Annotated in this window: 23 protein-coding genes; 15 read left to right on the top strand and 8 right to left on the bottom strand. The window is 71.5% G+C overall.

Translation table 11 applies throughout. The annotated features are described in order from the left end of the window. The first annotated feature begins 33 nt into the window (after positions 1–33). Both O7614_RS30895 and O7614_RS32275 read left to right on the top strand, forming a co-directional pair. Positions 34–549 (top strand): YbjN domain-containing protein, encoded by a 516-nt coding sequence (locus O7614_RS30895; RefSeq protein WP_278141877.1) that lies wholly within the window; start codon positions 34–36, stop codon positions 547–549. A gap of 343 nt (positions 550–892) precedes the next feature. Then, the gene (locus O7614_RS32275) at positions 893–1,903 is read left to right on the top strand and encodes a hypothetical protein (RefSeq protein ID WP_347404387.1); all 1,011 of its coding nucleotides are present in this window, start codon (positions 893–895) and stop codon (positions 1,901–1,903) included. A 375-nt stretch (positions 1,904–2,278) separates the two neighbouring features. Here the strand turns inward: O7614_RS32275 and O7614_RS30880 are convergent, their stop codons facing one another. After that, a complete protein-coding gene (locus O7614_RS30880; RefSeq protein WP_278141874.1) occupies positions 2,279–3,568 on the bottom strand; it encodes an MFS transporter in 1,290 nt (429 codons plus the stop codon). A gap of 97 nt (positions 3,569–3,665) precedes the next feature. Continuing rightward, on the bottom strand, positions 3,666–4,967 hold the full coding sequence (locus O7614_RS30875) for an MFS transporter (RefSeq protein ID WP_347404386.1): 1,302 nt from the start codon (positions 4,965–4,967) through the stop codon (positions 3,666–3,668). A 134-nt stretch (positions 4,968–5,101) separates the two neighbouring features. Here O7614_RS30875 and O7614_RS30870 point away from each other — a divergent pair, with 134 nt between their 5' ends. Then, positions 5,102–5,869: a phosphoglyceromutase gene (locus tag O7614_RS30870; protein ID WP_278141873.1), complete on the top strand. Its 768-nt coding sequence runs from the start codon at positions 5,102–5,104 to the stop codon at positions 5,867–5,869. A 60-nt stretch (positions 5,870–5,929) separates the two neighbouring features. Here O7614_RS30870 and phoU read toward each other — a convergent pair whose 3' ends face one another. Further along, the gene (gene phoU / locus O7614_RS30865) at positions 5,930–6,583 is read right to left on the bottom strand and encodes a phosphate signaling complex protein PhoU (protein WP_278141872.1); all 654 of its coding nucleotides are present in this window, start codon (positions 6,581–6,583) and stop codon (positions 5,930–5,932) included. A gap of 204 nt (positions 6,584–6,787) precedes the next feature. On the opposite strand from phoU, the gene O7614_RS30860 reads away from it, so the two are divergent. Beyond that, positions 6,788–8,071 (top strand): ATP-binding protein, encoded by a 1,284-nt coding sequence (locus tag O7614_RS30860; RefSeq protein ID WP_278141871.1) that lies wholly within the window; start codon positions 6,788–6,790, stop codon positions 8,069–8,071. A 23-nt stretch (positions 8,072–8,094) separates the two neighbouring features. Continuing rightward, on the top strand, positions 8,095–8,778 hold the full coding sequence (locus tag O7614_RS30855) for a response regulator transcription factor (RefSeq protein ID WP_110563227.1): 684 nt from the start codon (positions 8,095–8,097) through the stop codon (positions 8,776–8,778). Positions 8,779–8,839: 61 nt separating this feature from the next. On the opposite strand, the gene O7614_RS30850 is transcribed toward O7614_RS30855, so the two are convergent. Then, positions 8,840–9,493, bottom strand: coding sequence for an NAD(P)-binding domain-containing protein (locus O7614_RS30850; protein WP_278141870.1), 654 nt, complete (start codon positions 9,491–9,493; stop codon positions 8,840–8,842). A gap of 484 nt (positions 9,494–9,977) precedes the next feature. Here O7614_RS30850 and O7614_RS30845 point away from each other — a divergent pair, with 484 nt between their 5' ends. Continuing rightward, positions 9,978–10,556: a TetR/AcrR family transcriptional regulator gene (locus O7614_RS30845; RefSeq protein ID WP_278141869.1), complete on the top strand. Its 579-nt coding sequence runs from the start codon at positions 9,978–9,980 to the stop codon at positions 10,554–10,556. A gap of 4 nt (positions 10,557–10,560) precedes the next feature. Here O7614_RS30845 and O7614_RS30840 read toward each other — a convergent pair whose 3' ends face one another. Continuing rightward, a complete protein-coding gene (locus tag O7614_RS30840; RefSeq protein ID WP_278142435.1) occupies positions 10,561–11,358 on the bottom strand; it encodes a hypothetical protein in 798 nt (265 codons plus the stop codon). 80 nt (positions 11,359–11,438) lie between these two features. On the opposite strand from O7614_RS30840, the gene O7614_RS30835 reads away from it, so the two are divergent. Continuing rightward, positions 11,439–12,383, top strand: coding sequence for a Ppx/GppA phosphatase family protein (locus O7614_RS30835; protein WP_278141868.1), 945 nt, complete (start codon positions 11,439–11,441; stop codon positions 12,381–12,383). A gap of 75 nt (positions 12,384–12,458) precedes the next feature. After that, positions 12,459–13,265, top strand: coding sequence for a sugar phosphate isomerase/epimerase (locus O7614_RS30830; protein WP_278141867.1), 807 nt, complete (start codon positions 12,459–12,461; stop codon positions 13,263–13,265). 25 nt (positions 13,266–13,290) lie between these two features. On the opposite strand, the gene O7614_RS30825 is transcribed toward O7614_RS30830, so the two are convergent. From O7614_RS30825 to O7614_RS30815, 3 genes are read right to left on the bottom strand one after another with little or no spacing between them, the layout of a single operon-like run. Next, positions 13,291–13,878 carry a CGNR zinc finger domain-containing protein gene (locus tag O7614_RS30825; RefSeq protein ID WP_278141866.1) on the bottom strand — a complete coding sequence of 196 codons (588 nt, stop codon included), beginning with the start codon at positions 13,876–13,878 and terminating at the stop codon, positions 13,291–13,293. Between the two features lie 19 nt (positions 13,879–13,897). After that, complete coding sequence (locus O7614_RS30820) at positions 13,898–15,064, bottom strand: glutathionylspermidine synthase family protein (RefSeq protein ID WP_278141865.1); 1,167 nt, start codon at positions 15,062–15,064, stop codon at positions 13,898–13,900. A 1-nt stretch (position 15,065) separates the two neighbouring features. Continuing rightward, positions 15,066–15,368 carry a hypothetical protein gene (locus O7614_RS30815; RefSeq protein ID WP_278141864.1) on the bottom strand — a complete coding sequence of 101 codons (303 nt, stop codon included), beginning with the start codon at positions 15,366–15,368 and terminating at the stop codon, positions 15,066–15,068. Between the two features lie 127 nt (positions 15,369–15,495). On the opposite strand from O7614_RS30815, the gene O7614_RS30810 reads away from it, so the two are divergent. The 7 genes from O7614_RS30810 (at position 15,496) to O7614_RS30780 (ending at position 22,856) form a co-directional block, all read left to right on the top strand. Further along, complete coding sequence (locus O7614_RS30810; RefSeq protein ID WP_278141863.1) at positions 15,496–16,416, top strand: proline dehydrogenase family protein; 921 nt, start codon at positions 15,496–15,498, stop codon at positions 16,414–16,416. 102 nt (positions 16,417–16,518) lie between these two features. Continuing rightward, positions 16,519–17,319, top strand: a complete 801-nt coding sequence (locus O7614_RS30805; RefSeq protein WP_278141862.1) for an alpha/beta hydrolase — start codon at positions 16,519–16,521, stop codon at positions 17,317–17,319. Further along, positions 17,312–17,887: a TetR/AcrR family transcriptional regulator gene (locus tag O7614_RS30800; RefSeq protein WP_278141861.1), complete on the top strand. Its 576-nt coding sequence runs from the start codon at positions 17,312–17,314 to the stop codon at positions 17,885–17,887. The genes O7614_RS30805 and O7614_RS30800 overlap by 8 nt, the downstream gene beginning before the upstream one ends. A 57-nt stretch (positions 17,888–17,944) precedes the next feature. Continuing rightward, a complete protein-coding gene (locus tag O7614_RS30795) occupies positions 17,945–19,246 on the top strand; it encodes a hypothetical protein (RefSeq protein ID WP_278141860.1) in 1,302 nt (433 codons plus the stop codon). Positions 19,247–19,288: 42 nt separating this feature from the next. Then, the gene (locus O7614_RS30790; protein ID WP_278141859.1) at positions 19,289–20,680 is read left to right on the top strand and encodes an efflux RND transporter periplasmic adaptor subunit; all 1,392 of its coding nucleotides are present in this window, start codon (positions 19,289–19,291) and stop codon (positions 20,678–20,680) included. Next, positions 20,677–21,675, top strand: coding sequence for an ABC transporter ATP-binding protein (locus O7614_RS30785; protein ID WP_278141858.1), 999 nt, complete (start codon positions 20,677–20,679; stop codon positions 21,673–21,675). The genes O7614_RS30790 and O7614_RS30785 overlap by 4 nt, the downstream gene beginning before the upstream one ends. Further along, complete coding sequence (locus tag O7614_RS30780; RefSeq protein ID WP_278141857.1) at positions 21,672–22,856, top strand: ABC transporter permease; 1,185 nt, start codon at positions 21,672–21,674, stop codon at positions 22,854–22,856. The genes O7614_RS30785 and O7614_RS30780 overlap by 4 nt, the downstream gene beginning before the upstream one ends. Positions 22,857–22,996 lie beyond the last annotated feature (140 nt).

Below are 22,996 nucleotides of genomic sequence, written 5' to 3'. Positions count from 1 at the left end.
TGCGCCGGCCAGGTCGGTCGTAGAGTGGGTCCGGTGAGCCCGAAGAGCGATCTTGCGACCCTGATCGAGGCGGTCTGCGCCGAGCGGGACCTGGCCTGGGAGTCGACCGGCCCCGACTCGTACGCGGTGACCCTGCCGGGCACCCACAAGCTCAAGACGGTCTGCAACCTGATCGTCGGTGAGCACGCGCTGCGGATCGAGGCGTTCGTGATGCGCCAGCCCGACGAGCGGCGCGAGGAGCTGTGGGCCTGGCTGTTGCAGCGCAACGCGCGGATGTACGGCGTCTCCTTCTCCACCGACGCCGTCGGCGACGTCTACCTGACCGGGCGGGTCAACCCGGCCGGCGTGGACGCCGACGAGTTGGACCGGCTACTCGGGTCGGTGCTCACGTACGCCGACGAGTCGTTCGACACGATGCTGGAGATCGGCTTCGGCAGCTCGATCCGGCGGGAGTACGAGTGGCGGGTCAAGCGCGGCGAGTCGACCGCCAACCTGGCCGCGTTCACCCACCTCTTCGAGCCCTCCGGCTCCGGCCCGGAACCGGCCTGACCGCACTGCGGTGCCTCCGCGTCCTCCGACCCGGCGCGCGCCTCGCCCTGATCACGCTCGAACCAGGAAGTAGTGGCCTCACGGACGCGCCGATGCCACTCGATCCTGGTTGCGGCACGATCATGGCGAGCCGACTGAGGTTCGGACTGCTCCTGACGGGTATGCCGCACCGCGCGGTGCGGCAAGGGACCCCCGCGCGCCGAGGACGGAGTGTCGAGGAGCGGAGCGTCCCATGGCTCAGCGGAACAGCTCAGGTCGCGGCGGGACTGCGACCAGGACGAAACGGCAGGCTGGCAACCAGACGCCGGGTACCCCGGGAGTCTCCGAGTCGGAGATTTCCCGGATGCGGGTGGACGACATCCGCGGCCAACTACGCAAACGCGGGGTCTCCGGGATCTCCGCGCTGCGCAAGCCCGAGTTGGTGAAACAGTTGGTCCGCTCGCTGCGGTCCGGTGCCTCTGGTGCGGCCCGGCGTAGCACTGGACCGGCTGGTCGGGCCACCGGCACCAGGGCGTCGGCCGGTCGGGCCGCCGCGACGAAGAAGTCGGCGTCGAGGGCGGCACCGAGTCGCGCGAAGGCCGCACCGGCGAACAAGAGTGCTCCCGCCAAGCGGGCCGCCGCGAAGAAGACGACATCCGTGCGGGCGTCGACCACGGGGGCGCGTCGGACAGCTCCCGCGAAGAAGACGACAGCGGCGAGCAAGTCGACGGCCGCGCGGAAGACGGCGGCGAGCAGGTCGACGGCCGCGCGCAAGACAGCGACAGCCCGTACGGCGTCCGCACGGAAGGCGGCATCCGCACGGAAGGCGGTGGCCAAGAAGGCGCCGGCCAAGAAGGCGGCGGCTAAGAAGGCGCCGGCCAAGAAGGCGTCGGCCAAGAAGGCGCCGGCCAAGAAGGCGGCGGCTAAGAAGGCGCCGGCCCGGCCGGCGGCGAAGCGTGCGGCACCCGCCTCGCGCACCGCGTCGCGGTCGGCGGCGGCCGGCGGGATCAGGACCGGACGGGGGACCGGGCGGTCGGTCCGTAGCTCGCAGGTGATCTCGTCGACCATGGATCGGCCGGAGCGGCCCGGGCGGAGCCTGATCACCGCGAATCACGAGGTGATCCAGCGGTGGGCCCGGGACCGAGGGGCCAGGCCGGCGACCATCGCCGGCACCGAGCGGGATGGTCGGGCGGGTGTGTTGACCTTCAACATCCCCGGATACCGGGAAAGCAGCCGAATCCGCGAGATCACCTGGGATGAGTGGTTCTACACCTTCGACCTGCGTCGGCTGAACCTGATTTATCAGGAACAGTTGAGGGACGGTCGGCCGAGCAACTTCTTCCGGACCGAGTCACCCGATCGGGAAGACGGTTGAGGTGTTTGCGGGAATGGCTGACGGGTACGCCGCTGTTGCCAATGACCGATGCCGGAGCAGCGGATACTCGTCAGTTGTGACCGGCGAGACAGCCGTTCTGGGTTGAATCCAGAATCCGGGCGAACTAGCTTTATTGCGCCGCGTCACGCTTGGAAACGTTCGGGGGAGCGGCGGATCGATCAGATCCGTGCACCAGGCGAGACGCGAGGGGACGGGTGGATTAGCCGTTGGGGGACGGTGGCCACCTGTTTGGACCGGCGGCGTGAGCGGGCGATGCTTACGGGGGTGAGTGTTGCCCGCCGCCGCCGGCCCCACCGGCGGGCGCCCACCACAACCTTTGGGTAGTGGTGGGCGCTTTGCGTTTTCGAACGGCAATTACGACGCCGCCACCCGGTCCGCCGGTTTCGGCGTTTCTCCAGTCTTCCGCAGTGCGGCGACGTGCCGTTCCCGGGGTGGTCCGGCCAGCAGATGTCCGAGCGCGGCCAGCAGACCCAACCCACCCACGATCAGCCAGTGCCGGTCGCCGAGGTGTTGCAGGCTCACCCCGCCGAGCGTGGGGGCGACGAATGCGGCGGCCGGGAACGTCAGGTAGAAGACCGACTGGTAGCGCGCCCGCAGTTGCGGCGGCGCCAGGTCGGCGTTGATCTGCGCGTTGGGCGGGGCGGCGATCATCGAGCCCACCGTCCAGACCACTGCGGCGCCCAGGTAGACGGCCAGCTCGTCGGCGACGGCGAGCACTCCGAAGCCGAGCGCGAGCAGTGCGGTGGAGGCGGCCAGCACGACGTCCTTGCGGTGTCGGTCGATCAGCCGGGGTACGAACAGTTGCCCGATCACGATCAGCGCGCCGCCGAGCGCCACCACCAGTCCGTACGCCGATGGGCCCAGGCCGTCCGCGCGCATGGCCAGCGGCATGATCGTCGAGGTTTGCATGGTGAGCACGGCCAGCACGAAGGTGAGCCCGACGAAGACCAGGAAGGTGCGGTCGGTGAGGGCGGTGTGCAGTCCTGGCCGGCGGGTCCGGACGGACCTTGGTGTCGGACGGGCGGCTGGCGGCTGGTCGACCGTCGACGTGGCCGGCCGCAGGGTCTCCGGAACCTTCCAGCCGATCACGGCGGCGGCGGTCAGCGTGGCGGCGGCGTCGACCAGGAACAGCGCGGTGAAGCTCGCCTCGGCCAGCACCCCGGCGAGCAACGAGGCGACCGCCATGCCCAGGTTGAACGCCCAGAACTGGAGGTTGAATGCGCGCGAGCGGCGCTCGGCGGGCACCACGTCGACGATCGCCGCGACGAAAGCCGGGCTTGGCATCGAGTGGACCACGCCGACCAGCGCGGCGAGCGCCGCGATGAGGAGGAGGGGCTGGCTGAAGGCGAGCGCCACCATCAGAGCGGCCGTCGCCAGGTGCGCGGCGAGCAGGGTCGCCCGTCGGCCCCACCGGTCGGCCAGCACCCCGCCGAGCAGCACACCCGCAGCGCCGCCGGCCCCGTACAGGCCGACGACGGTGCCGGCGAGCCCGACGCTCGCTCCGCGTATGTCGGTGAGGTAGAGCGAGAGGAACAACATGGCGAAGGCGCCGGCCCGGTTGATCAGTAGGCCGATCCAGAGGTACCAGAAGGTGGCGGGGAGCCCGCCCGCGGTGTCGAGCCACCAGCGCCGCACGGCGTGCAACCGTCCTCCCGACAGTTCAGTTCCTTAACTGTTTCCTCTGCACGGTAGAAACTCGAGCCGCGTCGCGCCAGTCCAGGTCTGATCTTCGGGCGTGTCGTCAGGCGACGGCCTCGGCGGGCTGGGTCCCCCGGTCGGCGGTGACCGGCGCCAGCGCCTCGCCGGAACGGCGCAGTTCGGCGGCGCGCCGCTCCCGGGCCGGCCCGGACACCAGGTGGGCTACGGCGGTCAGGGCGCCGAGCGCGGCGCAGCCGTACCAGAGCGTGTCGTTGCCGGCGTGCTCGCGAACCAGGCCACCGAGGATCGGCGCGCTGGCACCGGCGATCTGCCAGGAGAGTGAGAAGACGCCCTGGTAGCGACCGCGCAGGTCGGCCGGGGACAACTCCGCGATCAGCGTGGAGTTGGACGGTGAGTTCAGCATCTCGCCGACTGTCCAGATCAGCACGGTCAGCCCGTAGAACCAGGCGGTGCCGGCGAACGCGGTCAGCCCGAACCCGACGCCCATCACCACGGACGCCAGTGCCAGCACGTGTGAGCGGCTTCGACCCCGGATCAGTCGGGGCACGAAGAGTTGGCCGACCACGATGAGGATGCCGTTGAGCGCGATGACCGAGCCGTAGGTGGCCGGGCTCAGGCCGTCGTCGCCCATCGCGATCGGCAGCATCGAGATGTGCTGGAGGAAGACCAGCGCGGCGAACAGGTTGAGTGCCACGAAGCCGAGGTAGACGCGATCGGTGAGGATCGTGCGCAGGGCGCCGCGCGACACCTTCGCCGCGCTGGCGGTGGGAGCGCCGGCCTGCCGGGTCTCCGGCACCCTGACGAAGATGATCAGCGCGGTGATCAGCATGGTGCCGGCGTCGACCACGAACAGCAGCAGGTAGTCCGCCTGCGCGGCGAGACCGGCGAGCACGGCGGCGCAGGCGAAGCCCAGGTTGATGGCCCAGTAGTTGAGCGAGAACGCGCGTAGTCGGTCCTTCGCCGGCACCACGTCGATCATCATCGCGCCGAACGCTGGTCGGGCCGCCTCGGCGAACATGCCGAGCAGCAGAGCGCCCAGCGCCACCGCCCAGAGGTCCCGGGCCAGCCCGAGCCCGAGCATCATGGTGGCGGCGCCCACGTATGCGGTGAGCAGTGTCGGCCGCCGGCCCCACCGGTCGGCGAGAGTGCCGCCCGCGGTGGTGCCGAACGCGCCGCCGACGCCCCACAGACCGATCACCAGCCCGGCCTGGGAGGCGGAGAAGCCGCGTTCCTGGGTCAGGTAGATGGCGAGGAAGACGAGGACGAACGAGCCGAGTCGGTTGATCAGGGTCCCGGACCACAGGTACCAGAAGGTGGTCGGTAGGCCGCCGGTGGTGTCCCGGAACCAACTCCGCATCGTCCGCATCTGGCGCCCCGCTTGCATGTAATGACCGATCTGAGTGGCGTGCCTTACAACCCTAGTGGCGGGCCGAGCCGCGGGTCACCCGCTTTTTCACGTGGTGGTCGTCACGACGGGTGCCCGCGTGTCCGGGCGGTGGTTGAGGCAGGATGATCCGCATGACTGCGAGCGAAGGGCCCACCGTCGGGACGCTGGTCCTGCTGCGACACGGTGAGAGCGACTGGAATGCCAAGAATCTCTTCACCGGCTGGGTGGACGTCGACCTGACCGAGAAGGGCGAGGGTGAGGCGCGGCGCGGCGGCGAACTGCTGCGCGAGCACAGCCTGCTGCCGGACGTCGTGCACACCAGCGTGATGCGCCGCGCGATCCGCACCGCCGAACTGGCGCTCAACGCCGCCGACCGACACTGGATCGCGGTGCGCCGGTCGTGGCGGCTCAACGAGCGGCACTACGGCGCCCTGCAGGGCAAGAACAAGAAGCAGACCCTTGACGAGTACGGCGAGGAGCAGTTCATGCTCTGGCGCCGTTCGTACGACACGCCGCCGCCGCCGATCGACGACAACGACGAGTGGTCGCAGGTGGGCGACCCGCGCTACGCGCTACTGCCGACCGAGCTGATGCCGCGCACCGAGTGCCTCAAGGACGTCGTCGAGCGGATGCTGCCCTACTGGTACGACTCGATCGTGCCGGACATCCTGGCCGGCCGGACGGTGCTGGTCGCCGCGCACGGCAACTCGCTGCGCGCTCTGGTCAAGCACCTCGACCAGATCTCCGACGAGGCGATCGCCAAGCTGAACATCCCGACCGGCATCCCGCTGCGCTACGACCTCGACCCGCAACTGCGCCCGCTCACCCTGGGCGGCACCTACCTCGACCCGACCGCTGCGAAGGCAGCCGCCGCCGCGGTGGCCAACCAGGGTCGCTGAGATGCAAGGAAGGGCCCCTTGTTATCGCTTTTTCGATAACAAGGGGCCCTTCCTTGCATCTCAGTTGGTGGTGGGGCTGCTCTCGCCGGTTATCAGGTAGACCACGTGCTCGCCCGCGTTGACCGCGTGGTCGGCGAAGCGCTCGTAGAAACGACCCAGCAGGGTGGCGTCGATCGCGGTCTCCACCCCGTACGGCCAGTCGTCACCGAGCAGCACCGCGAACAAGTTCTTGTGCAGCTCGTCCATGGCGTCGTCGTCGCCGTCCAGTTGGCGGGCGAGGTCGGCGTCGGGCTTTGCCAGCACCGAGCCAATCTTCACCGCCATCCGGTCGGCGATCTCGGACATCTCGGTGAAGACCGCCCGCAGCTCGGCCGGGACGGCGGGGGAGGGGTGCCGGCGCAGGGCCGTCTTCGCCACGTGCTCGGCCAGGTCGCCCATCCGCTCCAGATCAGCGGCCACGTGCAGCGCGGTGATCATCGCCCGGAGGTCGGAGGCGACCGGCGCCTGTCGGGCGAGCAGGTCACAGACCCGCTCCTCGACGTGCCGGTAGAGGTCGTCGATCTCGGCGTCCCGCTCGATGACCGTCTCGGCGGACTGCCGGTCGGCGGTGAGCAGGGCCCGGGTGGCCTGGCGCATGGCGGCGCGGACGCCCTCCGCCATGTCCACCAGCAGTTGGCTGACGATCTGGAGGTCGGCCCGGAACTCGTCGCGCATCATCACGTCCTGTGGTCGGTCGCCGCCGACGGGTGCCGGCGCAGGGGGTAGAGCAGGTGCGACGCCAACGGTAGGGCGCGCGGACGGACCCCGGATGAACCACGGTGAACGACGCCAGACGCAGGGGTGAACAATTTCGGAAGTGCGGGGGGTTCGTCCCGATCTGTGTGGTAGCCAGGTTAACAATGCCCCTACGATCGCCGGGTGGAGTGGGCGGTGGCGGTCGTGGTGGCCGTGGCGTTGGTGGCCGGGTTGGCCGCCGGTTTCCTGCTGCCCCGGTTCCTGCCCGCGCGGGACGGTCGCTCCACGTCGACGGGCAGCGCGAGCTCCCGCTGGAACAGGGGGAGGCCCGCGATAGCCGACGAGCAGCAGACCGGGCTCGGCCGCCGGACGATCGACTCGCTTCGGGCCGGTGTCGTGGTGCTCGACAACGACGACGAGCCCGTGCTGATCAACCCGGCCGCCCGCGCGATGGGGCTCCTGCGTACCGGCAGCACCCCCGGCTCGATCGCCGCGCACCCGCTGATCCGTACCCTTGCCGGCCAGGTGAGGCGCACCGGGGTGCGACGCGAGATCGAGCTGGACCTGCCCCGAGGTCGCGACGGCGCGGGGGAGAACCCGCTCGGCGTGCACCTGCGGGCGATGGGCATCGGCAACGGCTTCATCGCCGTCGAGGCGGTCGACGTGACCGAGTCGCACCGGCTGACCCGCGTACGCCGCGACTTCGTCGCCAACGTGAGCCACGAGCTCAAGACCCCGATCGGGGCGCTTCAACTACTCGCCGAGGCGTTGCTGGACGCGACCGAGCCAGCCGACGCCGCAGCGCCCGACCTCTCCGAGGACCTGGTCGCCGCCCGCCGGTTCGCCGAACGGATCCAGCACGAGTCGACCCGGCTGGGCCGGCTGGTGCAGGAGTTGCTGGAGCTGACCCGGTTGCAGGGCGCCGAACCCCAGCCGCCACCGGAGCCGGTCGCACTGGACTGGGTGATCGCCGAAGTGGTCGACCGGACCCGCACCACGGCCTCCGCCCGGGGGGTCGAGGTGACCGTGGAGGGTGAGCGTGGCCTCACCGCGTACGGCAGCGACTCCCAACTCGCCACGGCGGTGGCGAACCTGGTGGAGAACGCGATCAACTACTCGGGCGAGGACACCATGGTCCGGGTCACCCTCCGCGGCGACGACGAGCACGTCGAGGTGGCCGTCACTGACCAGGGCATCGGTATCGCCCCGACGGACGTGGACCGGATCTTCGAGCGGTTCTACCGGGCCGATCAGGCCCGCTCCCGTGCCACCGGCGGCACCGGGCTCGGGCTGGCGATCGTGAAACACATCGCGAGCAACCATGGCGGACGGGTCGAGGTGTCGAGCACTCTTGGTGGTGGGTCGACGTTCACCCTCCGGCTGCCCGCCAGTCCACCGGACGACCTCCTGGCGACACTGCCGCCGGTTGGGATCGACTCCGGTCCGGCTGGGCTACGGCAGGTCTGACAGCAATGGAAAGGAAATCCCCGTTGAGCCGCGTTCTGGTGGTCGAGGACGAGGAGTCGTTCTCCGACGCCTTGTCGTACATGCTCCGTAAGGAGGGTTTCGAGGTTTCGGTCGCCGCGACCGGGACCGACGCTCTCACCGAGTTCGACCGGACCGGCGCCGACATCGTGCTGCTCGACCTGATGTTGCCCGAGATGTCGGGCACCGAGGTCTGCCGGCAACTGCGGCAGCGATCGGCCGTGCCGATCATCATGGTCACCGCCCGGGACAGCGAGATCGACAAGGTGGTCGGGCTGGAGATCGGCGCCGACGACTACGTCACCAAGCCGTACTCGCCGCGCGAGCTGGTCGCCCGGATCCGGGCGGTGCTGCGCCGGCAGAGCCCGGAGGTGGCCGAGACGGGTGCTCCGACCCTGGCCGCCGGGCCGGTGCGGATGGACATCGAGCGGCACGTGGTGACCGTCGACGGTGGGGCCGTGCAGCTCCCGCTGAAGGAATTCGAGCTGCTGGAGCTGCTGCTGCGCAACGCGGGCCGGGTGCTCACCCGGGGCCAGCTCATCGACCGGGTCTGGGGGGCCGACTACGTCGGCGACACAAAGACGTTGGACGTGCACGTCAAGCGGCTGCGCTCCAAGATCGAACCGGAGCCGTCCGCGCCGCGCTTCATCGTCACCGTCCGGGGACTGGGCTACAAGTTCGAGCCGTGATCGGCGTACGCGAAGGGGGTCCACGCGCGGCGTGGGCCCCCTTCGGGCTGTCCGCGGCCGATCAGCGAACGACCTTGATGTTGAAGGTCGCGGTGTCGAGCCGCCCGTAGAGCCGCAGCCAGAGCGGCAGGACCATCTCGACGCCCCGTGCGGTGGAGAGGTCGCCGAGGTCGATCACGTCGGTGTGCCCGAAGCTGACGAGCAGCCCGGTGACGATCCGCTTGGCCTCGGCGTCGTCGCCCGAGACGAAGACGGTGTGCTCACCGTCGGCGAGCTGGCGCGGGCGCACCATCAGCTCGGCGGTCAGCGTGTTGAGCGACTTGACCACCTTGGCCTGGGGGAACTCGCGCTGGATCCGCTCGGCGAGGGAGTCGGTGTTGTGCACCGTCAGGCTGGGCGGGAAACCCGCACCGAAGTCGAGCGGGTTGGCGATGTCGAGCAGGACCTTGCCGGACAGGTTTGCCGCGCCGGCCGCGGTGAGCGCCGGAAGCGAGGCGCTGCCGTTGGTGGCGTTCACCACCAACTCGGCCGCGCTGGCCGCTTCGGGCAGGGTTGCCAGGCCGACCTCGGGGTGTCGTGCCATCCAGGCGGCGTGGTCGCCGGCCCGAGTGGTGGCGACGTCGCGAGTGCCGATGGTGACGCGATGGCCCAGCTCCGCCGTGCGGGCGGCGATGGCCCGACCGACCGAGCCGGTTCCGAGAACTGCGATACGCATGGCGATCGATCCTTCGTCGGGGCGCTGAGTGACCTCGCGCCAACTGCGAGCAGGCTAACAGACAGGTCTGTCTACTGCTGCCCTGTCGCCTGTCGCCCGTTGGTGGATCCGGGGTGTGCTGAGGGGATGGGAGGTGTCATGGCGTCCTTTGGAGCTGATGTCGTGAACGAATCACGCGCCGGGCCGTCCGTCGTCGTAACCGGGCGGTCGCGGGTCACCGCCGCCGTCGGCCCCCGGGGCGGTTGCGGTCCACGGGCTATCCGCCGGGGCCCAGGCGCTGGCACTGGGCCGCACTGCGCTGACCCGGTGCGTACCGCGCTGATGTCGTAAGCGATTCAGCTCCACAGCGCCCGACTCATGCCCTTGCCTGCTCGTCGGAGGCGCTGCCACGGGAACAGCCAAGGTGGCAGCGGTAGGTGTCGTAAGCCGTAGACGGAGCTGTCTGTAGAATCAGGGCGGTCGCCAGCAGATCAAGGGAGCGCCGATGCCCGCGCCACGCACTCCGGCCGGCTCGGCCCGGGACCGGATCCTGGACACGGCGTTCCGGCTGTTCTACGCGCACGGGCCGCGCGGCGTAGGGGTGGACACGGTGATAGCCGAGTCGGGCGTGGCCAAGGCGACGCTCTACAAGCACTTTCCTCGCAAGGACGATCTCGTGCTGGCGTACCTGGATCGGGTCGACCAGGCGTGGTTCGGCGCGCTGCGTGCCGCGGCGCGGGACGCCGGCGACGAGCCGCGCGAGCAGTTGGTCGGCATGTTCGACGCGTTGGCGGGCGCGTGCCGCCGGGACGGCTACCACGGGTGCGCGTTCATCAACACCGCCGCCGAATCACCTGGCGGAAGCCAGGTGCACGCCCGGACGGTTGAACACAAGACCGTGGTGCGTGCCTGGGTGACCGAACTGGCCCGTCAGGCGGGCGCCGCCCGACCAGAGTTGCTTGCCCGACAGCTCACCCTCCTGCTGGACGGCGGGCTCGCCAGCGGTGTGCTGGACGCCGACCCGTTGATCGCCGACGCGGCCCGGCGCAGCGCGCGCACCCTCGTCGACGACGCCCTGCGCTGATCAGCTACAGCTCGTCGGCGGGGTGCGGGGCGACCATGCCCTGCCGCGTCCGGGCCGCGCACAGCTCGGCCAGCCGCTCGTACGCGGCAGCGCCGATCAGCGCGGTCAACTCCGGGCCGTACGACAGGTACATCGGCTCGGTGCCGACGTGCGCGTCCGTCGAGGAGGTGCACCACCAGTCCAGGTCGTGCCCGCCTGCTCCCCAGCCCCGCCGGTCGAACTCGGACAGGGTGGAGACCAGGACCTTGGAGTTGTCCGGCCGCTTGACCCAGTCCTGGTCCCGGCGGACGGGCAGTTGCCAGCAGACGTCCGGCTTGTATTCCAACGGGTGCACCCCGTCGCGCAACGCCTGGGCGTGCAGGGCGCAGCCACCGCCACCGACGAAGTCGGCGTCGTTGAGGAACACGCACGGACCCTCGGTGCCCTGGGTGGCGGTGCGGCGGGCCGGATTCTTGCCGTCGATGGTGTCCTCGTCGGTCCAGTTCTTGAACCCGCGCTGGAAGTGCTGCCAGGTCGACGGGGTGAGCCGCTTGACGGCGCTGCGCACGCGCTTCTCGTCGTCCGAGTCCGTGAAGAACGCCCCGTGCGAGCAGCAACCGTCGGAGGCCCGGCCGGCGATGATGCCGTGGCAGCCCTTGCCGAAGATGCAGGTCCAGCGGGAGAGCAGCCAGGTCAGGTCGGCCCGGATCAGGTGCGTCTCGTCAGCCGGGTCGGCGAACTCGATCCACTCCCGGGGGAAGTCCAGTGGCACCTCACGGCTACGCGGATCGCCCGGGTCGTCCACCAGCACACGGAGCTCCATCGTCACCCGGCCCAGCGTACGCGTGGTGAGGTCGGCAGGCCGGCGAGCCGCGCAAACGTGTTGCGCCTAGGGTCTTCACCATGCGACTGGGTGTCCTCGACGTCGGATCCAACACGGTGCACCTCCTCGTGGTGGACGCGCACCACGGCGCGCACCCGTGGCCGGCGCACTCGGAGAAGGTGGTGCTCCGGCTGGCCGAGCAGATCGGCCCCGACGGTGCGCTCACCGAGGCGGGCGCCGACGGCCTGGTCAAGGCCGTCGGGATGGCCAAGGCAGCGTCCGCCGGGTTGGAGGCCGACGACCTGATCGCGTTCGCCACGTCCGCGGTGCGCGACGCCACGAACGCGGCCGACGTGCTGGCCCGGGTCCGCGACGAGACCGGCGTACGCCTGGCGGTGCTCTCCGGTGCGGACGAGGCGCGGATGACGTTCCTGGCTGTCCGGCGGTGGTTCGGCTGGTCGGCGGGTCGGCTGCTGGTGCTGGACATCGGCGGCGGCTCTCTGGAGATCGCGGCCGGGATCGACGAGGACCCGGACGTTGCGATCTCGCTGCCGCTCGGCGCCGGCCGGCTGACCCGGGAGCGGCTGCGGGTCGACCCGGCCAGCGCGGCGCCGCCGTCGGCGGAGGCCGTCGAGAAGCTCCGGGAGTACGTCGAGAGTCGGCTGGACAAGGTGGCCGACCAGATCACCCAGGTCGGCTGGGACCGGACGGTGGCCACCTCGAAGACGTTCCGCACCCTGGCCCGGCTGGCCGGGGCGGCGCCTTCCGGAGCCGGGCTGTGGGTGCGGCGCAGCCTGACCCGTGCCGGGTTGCGGCAGGTCATCGGGTTCATCCGGCACATCCCACCGGCTCAACTCATGGAGCTGGAGGGGGTCAGCGCAGGTCGGGCCCACCAGTTGCTGGCCGGCGCGGTGGTCGCCGAGGCGGTGATGCGCCGGCTGGACATGGACTCGCTGGACATCTGTCCGTGGGCACTGCGCGAGGGGGTCATCCTCCGCCGGCTCGATCAACTCGAACCGATCTGATCGGCCTTCCGGTTTCGGGTGCTTTGCCGGCGCTCGTCACGATGTCGTGAGCGCCGCCGGGCTACGCTGGCGGATGTGACTTCCCGCGTTCCCGTGCTCCTGTCCAGCTCGTCGGTCTTTCCCGAGCCGACCGCGGCGGCGTTCCAACTGGCTGCGGCACTCGGGTACGACGGCGTCGAGGTGATGGTCTGGACCGACGTGGTCAGCCAGGACGCGGGGGCACTGCGCGGCCTCTCGGAGCACTACGGCGTGCCGGTGCTCTCGGTGCACGCTCCGTGTCTGCTGGTCACCCAGCGGGTGTGGAGCCCGGACCCGTGGGAGCGGCTGCGCAAGGCCGCCGAGCTGGCCGAGACGCTGGCGGCGCCGACCGTCGTGGTGCACCCACCGTTCACCTGGCAGCGGGACTACGCCCGCAACTTCGCCGAGGGGTTAGCAGGCGTCGGGGACCGGTTCCCCGGGCTGCGGTTCGCCGTGGAGAACATGTACCCGGTGCGGATGGCGGGGCGGCAGTTCGTCCCGTACGTGCCCGGCTGGGATCCCACCGACACCGGCTACCCGGCGTACACCCTGGATCTTTCGCACTGCGCGGCCTCGCACAGCGACCCCCTGGAGATGGCCGACCGGATGGGTGCCGGGCTGGCGCACGTGCATCTCGGTGACGGCACCGGTAAGGGACGCGACGAGCACCTGGTGCCCGGTCGTGGCACCCAGCCCTGCGGTGAGCTGCTCTCCTCGTTGGCCGGGCGTGGCTTCACCGGGGCGGTGGCGGTGGAGGTCGCGACCCGGGGCGCGAAGAGCCGCGCGGTGCGCGAGGCGGACCTGCGTGCCGCGCTGGAGTTCGCCCGCCAGCACCTGACCGCGTCGTCCCCGGTCGACGCCTGACCCGTCCGCCCGAACGGCGGCGGTGTCAGCTGACCGGCGAGAGCGAGTCGGCGCCGGCGGTCGGCTGCGCGGCGACGGTCACCTGCTCGCCGACCGCCGCCCGCTTGCGGGCCCGGTGCGCGGCCACGTGCGAGCGGGTGGCGCAGCGCTCGGAGCAGAACCGCCGGCAGCAGTTGGACGACGTGTCCAGGTAGACGTTGCCGCACCGCTCGTCGGCGCAGACCCCGAATCGGGCGCTGCCGTACTCGCAGAGCCAGACCGACAGCCCCCAGACCGCGCCGGCCAGGTATTCCGCGCTGACCGACGCGCCCCTGCTGGTCACGTGCATGTGCCAGTCGCTGGAGTCGTGCCCGGAGATGCGCGGCTGCACCGGGAACGCCTCCAGCAGCGCGTTCAGCTCGGTCACCGCCTGGGCATCGCGCCCCGAGGTGCCGTACTCGAAGACGTCCCGCAGTCGCTTCTGCGCCCGCCGGAAGATCGCCACATCCCGTTCCACGACCTCGTCGCTCATCCAGGAGTGGTCCTCGGTGAAGAGGGCACGCAGGTCGTCGAGGTCGTCCAGGCGGGCGTTGACCAGGTCAACACCGGTCCGCGCGTACGCGTCGAAGTTCACGCCCCCAACGGTAGACGACTCACGGGGTGCGTGGCGCGTCGATGTAGTGCGGCAGGAACCGCGCGTAGCCGTCGGTGATCAGGCTGGCGCTCTCCCGCACTCCCACCCCGGCCGACTCGCCGTCGACGATCCAGCTGCCCAGCACCACCCGGTTGCCGGCGAACTGCGGCAACGCCCGGAACTCCTGGTAACACCAGCCCTCGTCGCCGTAGATCCCGGGGTTGGTGATTTCCTCGTCGGCGGTGACGATGCGTACCGAACCGCCCTCCCGGCCGAGCAGCGGCTTGGCCACGTACTCCGGCATGCCGCGCGGCGAGTCGAGGTAGGCCGGGAGCAGGTACTCGTGGTCGGGGTACAGCTCCCACAGGACCGCGAGCAACGCCTTGTTGGACAGCAGCAGCTTCCAGGCCGGCTCGATCCAGGTGGTCGGGGTGCCCGGGGCCAGCGCCGTCGGCCCGTACGGCTCGGCCAGCATCCACTCCCACGGGTAGAGCTTGAAGCACGTGGTCACCGGTTGGTCGTCGGCGTCGACGAAGCGCCGGCCGTCCCAGCCGATCTCCTGGATGGGCTGCAAGGTGACGCTCAGACCGGCCTGTCGGGCGGTCTCGGCGAGGTAACCGGCGGTCATGTGGTCCTCGCCGGACTCCTCCTCGTTCGACCAGAGCACGTGCACCCGGGGCTCGTGCAGCCCGGATCCGATCTTCGCCCAGGTGCCGACCAGCCGCTCGTGCAGGCTGTTCCACTGGTCCAGCTCCGGCCGGCTCTGCTCCAGCCAGTACCACTGGATGATGCTCGCCTCGACCAGCGCGGTCGGGGTGTCCGCGTTGTACTCCAGCATCTTCGGCGGCCAGGTGCCGTCGTACGCCAGGTCGAAGCGCCCGTAGAGGGTGGGTGGCGCCTCGCGCAGCGACCGGGCCACCGCGTCGGCCGCCCACGCCGGGATGCCGAACTCGGCGTACCGGCGGTGGGTCACCACGTGCTCGGCGGCGGCCACTGACATCCGGTGCAGCTCCTCGGTGGCCTCCTCCAGTCGGAGCACCTCGTCCAGGTCGAACGCGTACGCGGCGGTCTCGTCCCAGTACGACATGATCCCGCCGTCGGGCAGCTCGGTGTCGACGTAGATCAACCCCTGCTCCCGAATGGTGGTGTCCCAGTCGGGGCGCGGGGTGACGGTCTCGCGGCGCATCTCAGCCGCCGCAGGCGGCGAGGTGGGTGCCGAAGCCCCCGCGATCGGGCAGGGCGGCCGTGGTCGGCTCGGGGGCGGCGCGACCGGCGGCCGGGTCGGGGACCCGCATCGCCAGCGCGACGGTGTCACCGCCGCCGACCGGCCCGAGGGCGCAGTCGTCGTCATCGTCGTCGTCCGAGGTCATGTTGCAGCCGGAGAGGGCGAGCGCGAGAGCGGTGAGCGCGCCGAGCTGCACGGAGGCCGACCGGAGCCGGCGGCGGGGGCGTTGGTCCACGGCATCGTTGTAGCCGATACGCGCCAGCACCGCAGCCCCAGGCAAGGAAGGGGCCCTTGTTAACGGATTTTGTTGTACAAGGGGCCCTTCCTTGCGTTCGGGGGATGGCGCAGCCGCCGCCGGGCGGGGGTCCTGGCAGGGGCGATACGCTCGGCTCATGCTCCGTTCCGTCATCCTCGCCGCCTCCCGGTCATCCCAGGTCGAGCGGCTCGTCGCGACCGCCCCGTACACCCGGGACGTCGTTCGCCGGTTCGTCGCCGGCGCTGCCACCGACGACGCGTTGCGCGCGACCCGCGGGCTCGTCGACGACGGTCTCGCGGTCACCCTCGACCACCTCGGTGAGGACACCGTCACCCCCGAACAGGCCGTCGCCACCCGCGACGAGTACCTGAAGATGCTGACGTTGCTCGCCGCCGCGGGGCTCACTCCCGCCGCCGAGGTCAGCGTGAAGCTGTCCGCGCTCGGCCAGATGTTCGACGAGCAGTTGGCGTACGACAACGCGCGGGCGATCTGCGCGGCGGCCGACACGGCGGGCACCACGGTCACCCTGGACATGGAGGACCACACCACCACCGACTCGACGTTGGAGGTGCTGGGTCGGCTGCGTAAGGACTTCCCGTCGACGGGCGCGGTGCTCCAGGCGTACCTGCGCCGGACCGAGTCGGACTGCCGGGAGCTCTCCTCGGCAGGGTCGCGGGTGCGGCTGTGTAAGGGTGCCTACAAGGAGCCGGAGTCGGTGGCGTACCAGTCGGCCCGCGAGGTGGACAAGTCGTACGTCCGGTGCATGAACATCTTGATGTCCGGCGACGGCTATCCGATGCTGGCGACCCACGATCCTCGGATGATCGCCATCGGGGAGGACCGGGCCCGGTGGTTCGACCGGGGGCCGGAGCGCTTCGAGTTCCAGATGCTCTACGGCATCCGCCCGGAGGAGCAGGCGCGCCTGGCCGCCGAGGGTTACACGGTGCGCACCTACGTCCCGTACGGCGACGAGTGGTACGGCTACCTGATGCGCCGGCTCGCCGAGCGCCCGGCCAACCTGGTCTTCTTCGGCCGGGCCCTGATCTCCAAGAAGTAGCCCGAATTCGGTCCACGGGCCGGCGGTGACCCTCTGTGGTCCCGCCGGCCCGTTCGCGTCTGCGACTTGACGACGTTGGCTAAGCGAGTTAGCTTTATGGCTATGACAACTAGCCAGGTTCGTCGCGACGGCGGCCACATCGCGTACGAGGTACACGGCGAGGGCCCACTGGTCGTCCTCGCACACGGCATGGGCGAGAACCGGTCGAGCTACCGGCACCTGGTGCCGCTGCTGGTAGCGGCCGGTCACACGGTCGCCTCCGTCGACGTCCGGGGGCACGGCGAGTCCAGCGTCGGCTGGCCCACGTACGCACCGGCGGAGGTCGGCGCGGATCTGCTGGCCGTGGTCCGCGACCTCGACGCCGGCCCGGCCGTGTTGGTCGGCAGCTCGTCCAGCGCGGCGGCGGTGGTCTTCGCCGCGGCCGACGCGCCCGAGCTGGTCGCCGGCATCGTGCAGGTCGGCGCGTTCGTGGGTCAGCGCAAGCTCAACCCGTTGGTGCGGATGGCCATGTGGTCCGTGCTGCACAGCCCTCGACTGTTCGGGATGTTCCACAAGACGCTGTTCCCGGTGCACCGGCCGGCCGACGACGCCGCGTACCGGCGATCCATGGTGGCCAACCTGCGCGAGCCCGGCCGGATGGCCGCGATGCGCGGGGTGATCGTCCCGGTCGAGCCGCACTGGACCGCCCGCGCCCCGCAGGTGCGGCAGCCGGTGCTGGTGCTGATGGGTGCCAAGGATCCGGACTTCCCCGACCCGGGGGCGGAGGCGCGAGCCGCGCGCCGGCTCTTCCGCACCGCCGAGGCCCGGATGATCGAGGAGGCCGGCCACTATCCGCACGCCGACCGGCCGCAGCGCACGGCCGAGGAACTGCGCGGCTTCCTGGCGGTGTGCACCGGTGCCTAGGGTCGGTCTCAACCAGCAGACCGTGGTGCGGGAGGCAGCACGGCTGGCCGACGAGGTCGGCTACCAGCAGCTCACCCTCGCCGCACTCGCCAGCCGGCTCGGGGTGGCGCTACCCAGCCTCTACAAGCACGTGCGGGGTGCGGACGCGCTGTCCCAGAAGTTGTCCGCGCTGGCCACCGCAGAGTTGGCCACCGAGCTGACCACCGCCGCCGCCGGGCGGGCCGGTGGGGACGCGCTGCGGGCGATGGCCGACGCCTACCGCGACTACGCCCACCGGCACCCCGGCCGCTATCCGGCGACGCAGCAGGTGCCGGACCCGAACGACCCGGAGCATGTGGAGGCGGGCGAGCGCGCGGTCGGCGCCATCTTCGCGGTGCTGCGCGGGTACGGGCTCACCGGTGACGATGCCGTGGACGCGACCCGTGCCCTGCGCAGCGCCCTGCACGGCTTCGTCGCCCTGGAGGCCGCAGGTGGCTTCGGCCTGCCCCGCGAACTCGACCGCTCGTACCACCAACTGGTCGCCAGCATGGACATCTCGTTCCGCTCCTGGCCGGCCGCCGACGCGTGAGCGGGTCGGCCCGGGGCGGCCTCGCCCCGCTCAGGGAATGGTCGTACCCTTCGGCGGGTGACTGACGGGACTGACGGGGTGCAGCAGCGGCCAGCACCACGGCGGCTCTGGCCGCTGTGGACGGTGCTCGTGGTGGTTGTCGTGCTACTGGGTTGCGGTCTACCGGCGGTGCTCGTCGCTGGAGTGATCCGGGAGAACGGCGCCCGGTCCACGTTCAGCCGGGCCGGCGTCTCGACGGCCGACGACCCCGCCACCGCGGCGGCCCGAGCGCTCGCCGAGCGGATGACCACACAGCTCAACCGGCAGTCCAGCGCGCTGCTCGGTGGTGACCGCGCCGGGTTTCTCGCCGTCGCCGACCCCGCCGCACACGCTGACCTGCGCCGACGCTTCGCTGCGCTCCGCGAGCTCAAGGTGACCGTCTGGCGGGCCGAACCGAGCGGTCTGCCCGCACCGGTTGTCGGTAAGCCGGGGGAGTGGCGGCTTCTGGTGCGCTTCCAGTACTGCTTCGTCGTACCGAACTGCCGGCCCAGCCCGGTCCTGATCGGCATCCGTTGGCGGGAGAACGGTGACCAGCCCCGGCTGGTCGCCGTGGAGGAGTCCAAGTCGGTGGAGACCGGCACCCGGCCCTGGGAGGTCAGCGACCTGGTGGTGGCGGTCGGCGCGCGGACCATCGTCGCCACCACCCCCGCGTTGCGCGGCAAACTGCCCGGCCTGCTCGCGCAGGCCGAGGCGGCGGCCAAGGTCGCCGACGGGTACACGTTGACCGACTCGCCGCCGGACCGCTACCGGATCTTCTACGCCGGCCGCACCGAGTGGCAGCGCTGGTACGGCGGTGACCGACCGGAGTGGACCGGCGGGTACGCGGTGACCGTGGGCGGCGGTCACCACGAGGTGGTGCTCAACGCCGAAGGGCTTTCCCGCAACGGCACCGACGACCTGCTCCGGCACGAGTTGACCCACGCGGCCTCGTTGCCCGAGCGCGGCTACCCGGGCAAGACGACCTGGTGGCTGGTGGAAGGGCTGGCCGAGTTGGCCGGTGCTGGCGGCCAGGCGGTCGACCGGTACGAGGGCATCGCCGAGGTGCGCAAACTGGTCCGGGGTGGTTGGGACGGCCAGTTGGCGGGCGTCAACCCCGCCGCCGACGCCTCCGCCGAGCGGGTCGCCGGCAGCTACGGTGTCGGTTACCTCGCCGTCCGGCACCTCGTCGACCGGTACGGGCCGCAGCGGCTGCTCGCCTTCTTCAAGGCGGTGGTGCACGAGCGCGACACCCTCGACGTGGCCGCCGAGCAGGCGTTCGGTGAGAAGTGGTCGACGCTGCACGACGAGTGCGTCGCGTACGTCCGCGCCGCCACCGCCTGACGGGCCCGTCGGCCAGGTGACGGTCGGTCGTACCATCGATGGGTGCGCCGCCCCCAGTTGCCGCGGCCAGCCAACACCACGCGGCCCCGCCTGCTCGTCGCCCTGACCGCCGTCGCCGTCCTCACCGCCACCACCGCCGCCTCGTGCGGCGATGACGACCCGGACCTCGCGCTGGCGTCGGCGGCCCGCAACCCGGTCAGCGAGGTGATCGACGCTCCGGCGACGGTGACCGCTCGGGCCGCCGCCACCCTCACCGCTCCCGCCGACGGCACCCTGGCGAGTCTCCGCGTCCAGCCAGGACAGTCGGTGAAGCGTGGCCAGGTCCTCGCCGTGGTCGACTCGCCCGCCGCCCAGCAGCGGCTCCGGCAGGCGAAGGAGGCGTTGGACGCGGCGAAGCGCGCCGGACGGGGCGTCTCCACGGGTGACCTGACCGGCAGCCGACGCGGCACGGACAAGGCGGCGAACGAGGCGTTCGACGCCGCCCGCGAGGCCGCCGCGAAGATCGCCGACCCGCAGTTGCGGGCGGCGCTGCTGACCCAGGTGACGTCCGCCCAGCGGCAGTACGCCGCCGCTGCGCGCAGCGCGGACCAGGCCGTACGCGCCGTGCAGCGCGGGATCAACGGGCTGAGCTCCGCCGTCGGCGCGCTCTCCGCGGCGCAGCGGCTCCAGGCCCAGCAGGGGTACGACCTGGCGAAGGCGACAGTGGACGCGTTGACCCTGCGCGCTCCGATCGCCGGTGTGGTGCAGCCGGGCGGCACCCGGGCCGGCGGCAGCGCGACCGGTGGTCTCGCCGGGCTGTTGGAACAGGCCGGTGGCGCCCAGGCCGCCGGCATCGACCCCTCCGTGCTGGCCCCCGGCCAGGGCGGGCCGCCGGCCGGGGTCGACGACGCGGTCGTGGTCGGCGGTCGGGTCACCGCCGGCACACCGGTCCTGACCGTGGTCGACACCGGGCAGTTGGGGCTCCTCGCCGAGGTGGACGAGACCGACGTGCTGCTGGTCAAGGCCGGCGTGACCGCCACTGTCGAGTTGGACGCCGTCACCGGCGCCAGCTACGACGCCGTGGTCCGTTCGGTCGACGTGCTGCCCACCAACTCCGCCCAGGGCGGGGTCACCTACCGGGTACGCCTCGCCCTGGGCGCCGGGAAGCTGGCCGAGGACGAGCCGGCTCCCACCCCCCGCCCCGGCATGAACGCGATCGTCCACCTGCGGGTACGCGAGGCCGCCGACGCGGTGACCGTCCCCGCCTCGGCGGTGTTCTCCGCCGACGGCCGGGACGCGGTGTGGGTGGTCCGGGACGGCAGGGCCGGCCGGGCGGCGGTGACCGTGGGTGTCCAGGGGTCGGATCTGGTGCAGATCCTCAACGGTGTCCAACCCGGTGACCGGATCGTGGTGCGCGGCACCGACCAGGTCCGCGACGGCCAGGAGGTGCGGTGACCGGCACCCCGCCGGCGATCGAGGCGGTGGGCGTGTCCCGGACGTACCACCTCGACGGGGTGTCCGTCGAGGCGCTGCGCGGGGTGTCGCTGGTCGTGCAACCGGGGGACTACGTGGCTCTGGTCGGCCCGTCCGGCTCGGGCAAGTCCACGCTCATGCACCTCCTCGGTGGGTTGGACCGCCCCACCGGTGGCCGTCTGGTGATCGGTGGGCGGGACGTCAACGCCCTGGCCCCACCGGAGATGGCCACCCTGCGCAACGAGACGATCGGTTTCGTCTTCCAGGCGTTCCACCTGCTGCCGCGTACCTCGGCGGTGGAGAACGTGGCACTGCCGCTGGTCTACCGGGGGGTGCCGGCCCGGCGGCGCCGGGAGCGGGCGGCGGCGATGCTCACCCGGGTCGGCCTCGGGCACCGGCTGGACCACCGGCCCAACCAGATGTCCGGCGGCGAGCAGCAACGGGTCGCCATCGCCCGCGCGCTGGTCACCGAACCGACGGTGCTGCTGGCCGACGAACCCACCGGCAACCTGGACACCGTCACCGGCGCGGCCGTGCTGGAGTTGTTGGAGCGGTTGAACGCGGAGTCCGGGGTGGCACTGGTGATGGTCACCCACGACCAGGAGGTGGCGGCGCGTGCGCGCCGCCGGATCACCATGCGCGACGGGGTGGTGGTGGCGGACAGCGCCGTGGGCGCACGCCCGCCGGGCGCGGACACGGACGACCCGCGATCCGCCCATGATCGACCGCCGTCCGTCGATCACGGTCGACCTGAGACACTGGTCCCCGCTCCCAGCGCGGAGCCCCGGTCCGCGTCCGGAAGCGGCCCGGGGCACCCGCCCGGTGGCTCCGGTGGCGCCGCCGGAGCCACCGGGTGCCTTCCGCACGAGGTCGAGCGGCCCGACGCCGATCCACACGACGTCGCCCCGGGCGCTGCCGTTCCACCAGAGGGCGCTGCGGGTCAGCCCGAGGTCGAGCGGCCCGGAGGCGTGGCGTGAGGGTCGCCGAGGCGTGGCGGGTCGCGCTGGACGCCCTCCGGGCCAACCGGTTGCGCAGCGCGCTGACCATGCTCGGGGTGATCATCGGGGTGGCCTCGGTGGTCCTGCTGGTGGCCATCGGCACCGGCACCAAACAGAAGGTCGAGCAGCAGGTCGAGGGCCTCGGCTCCAACCTGCTGCTGGTCGTCCCCGGCCGGATCGAGGTGGGCAACGCGCCGGTGGTCTCGCCGCTGACCCTCAGGGACGTCGACGCCGTCACCCGGGTGGTCGGCGACCCGGACCGGGTGGCGGTCACCGTCGCCTCCGGGGCGACCGCCCGAGCCGGCAACCGCTCCGACTTCACCACCGTGCAGGGGGTGCTGGAGACCACCCCGGCGGTGTTCACCCGCTCGCTGGCCCGTGGGCGCTACCTCACCGGCGCCGACGTGGACACCAGCCGACGCGTGGCGGTGCTCGGCGACTCGGTGGCCCGGGCGCTCTTCCCCGACCGGGACCCGCTCGGCCAGCAGGTGGCGCTGGCCGGGGTGCGGTTCCGGGTGATCGGCGTCTTCGCGCCGCTGGGGCAGAGCCTCGGCGTCGACCGGGACGACGAGGTGCACGTGCCGGTGACCGCCGCGCAGCGGCTCTGGGGCACCCAGCGGGTGGACGGCATCGCGGTGAAGGCGCCCGACCGGGAGCGGATCGACGAGTTGGGCGAGCGGATCGTCGCCGAGCTCAACCGCCGCCACCCCGACACCGAGTTCAGCGCGGTCACCCAGCAGCAGATCCTCGGTGTGCTCGGCGACATCCTCGGCGTCCTCACCGGCGTACTGGCCGCCATCGCCGGCATCTCGTTGCTCGTCGGCGGCGTCGGTGTCTCCAACATCATGCTGGTCAGCGTTCGGGAACGGACCCGGGAGATCGGTCTGCGCAAGGCGGTCGGCGCTCGCCCCCGCGACATCGGCGTCCAGTTCCTGCTGGAAGCGGTGCTGCTCACCACGATCGGCGGGTTGACCGGGATGGCGTTGGGCGTGGGAACCGCCCTGCTGGTCGATGCCCTGTCGCCGATCCCGGCCGCGATCACCTGGTGGTCGTTGGCGCTCGCCTTCGGTGTGTCGGCGGTGGTGGGCATCGTCTTCGGGGTCGTACCCGCGCAACGCGCCGGCCGGCTCGACCCGGTGGTGGCGCTGCGCGCCGAGTGAGCGGCGTCGGACCAACCGGGACGCTGGCTGAGCGGCGTCGGAACACCTGGGACACGGACCCCAGGCGGGCACGAACCGGGAGCACGGATCGGGTGAACGGCGAGGAGAAACATGATCAGTTGTACGAAGGGATCGCGCCG

The sequence above is a fragment of the Micromonospora sp. WMMD961 genome, from assembly GCF_029626145.1.
Lineage (GTDB): Bacteria > Actinomycetota > Actinomycetes > Mycobacteriales > Micromonosporaceae > Micromonospora.
Note: the sequence above shows the minus strand (reverse complement) of the source record. Positions and strands in the feature narration are given on the sequence as shown.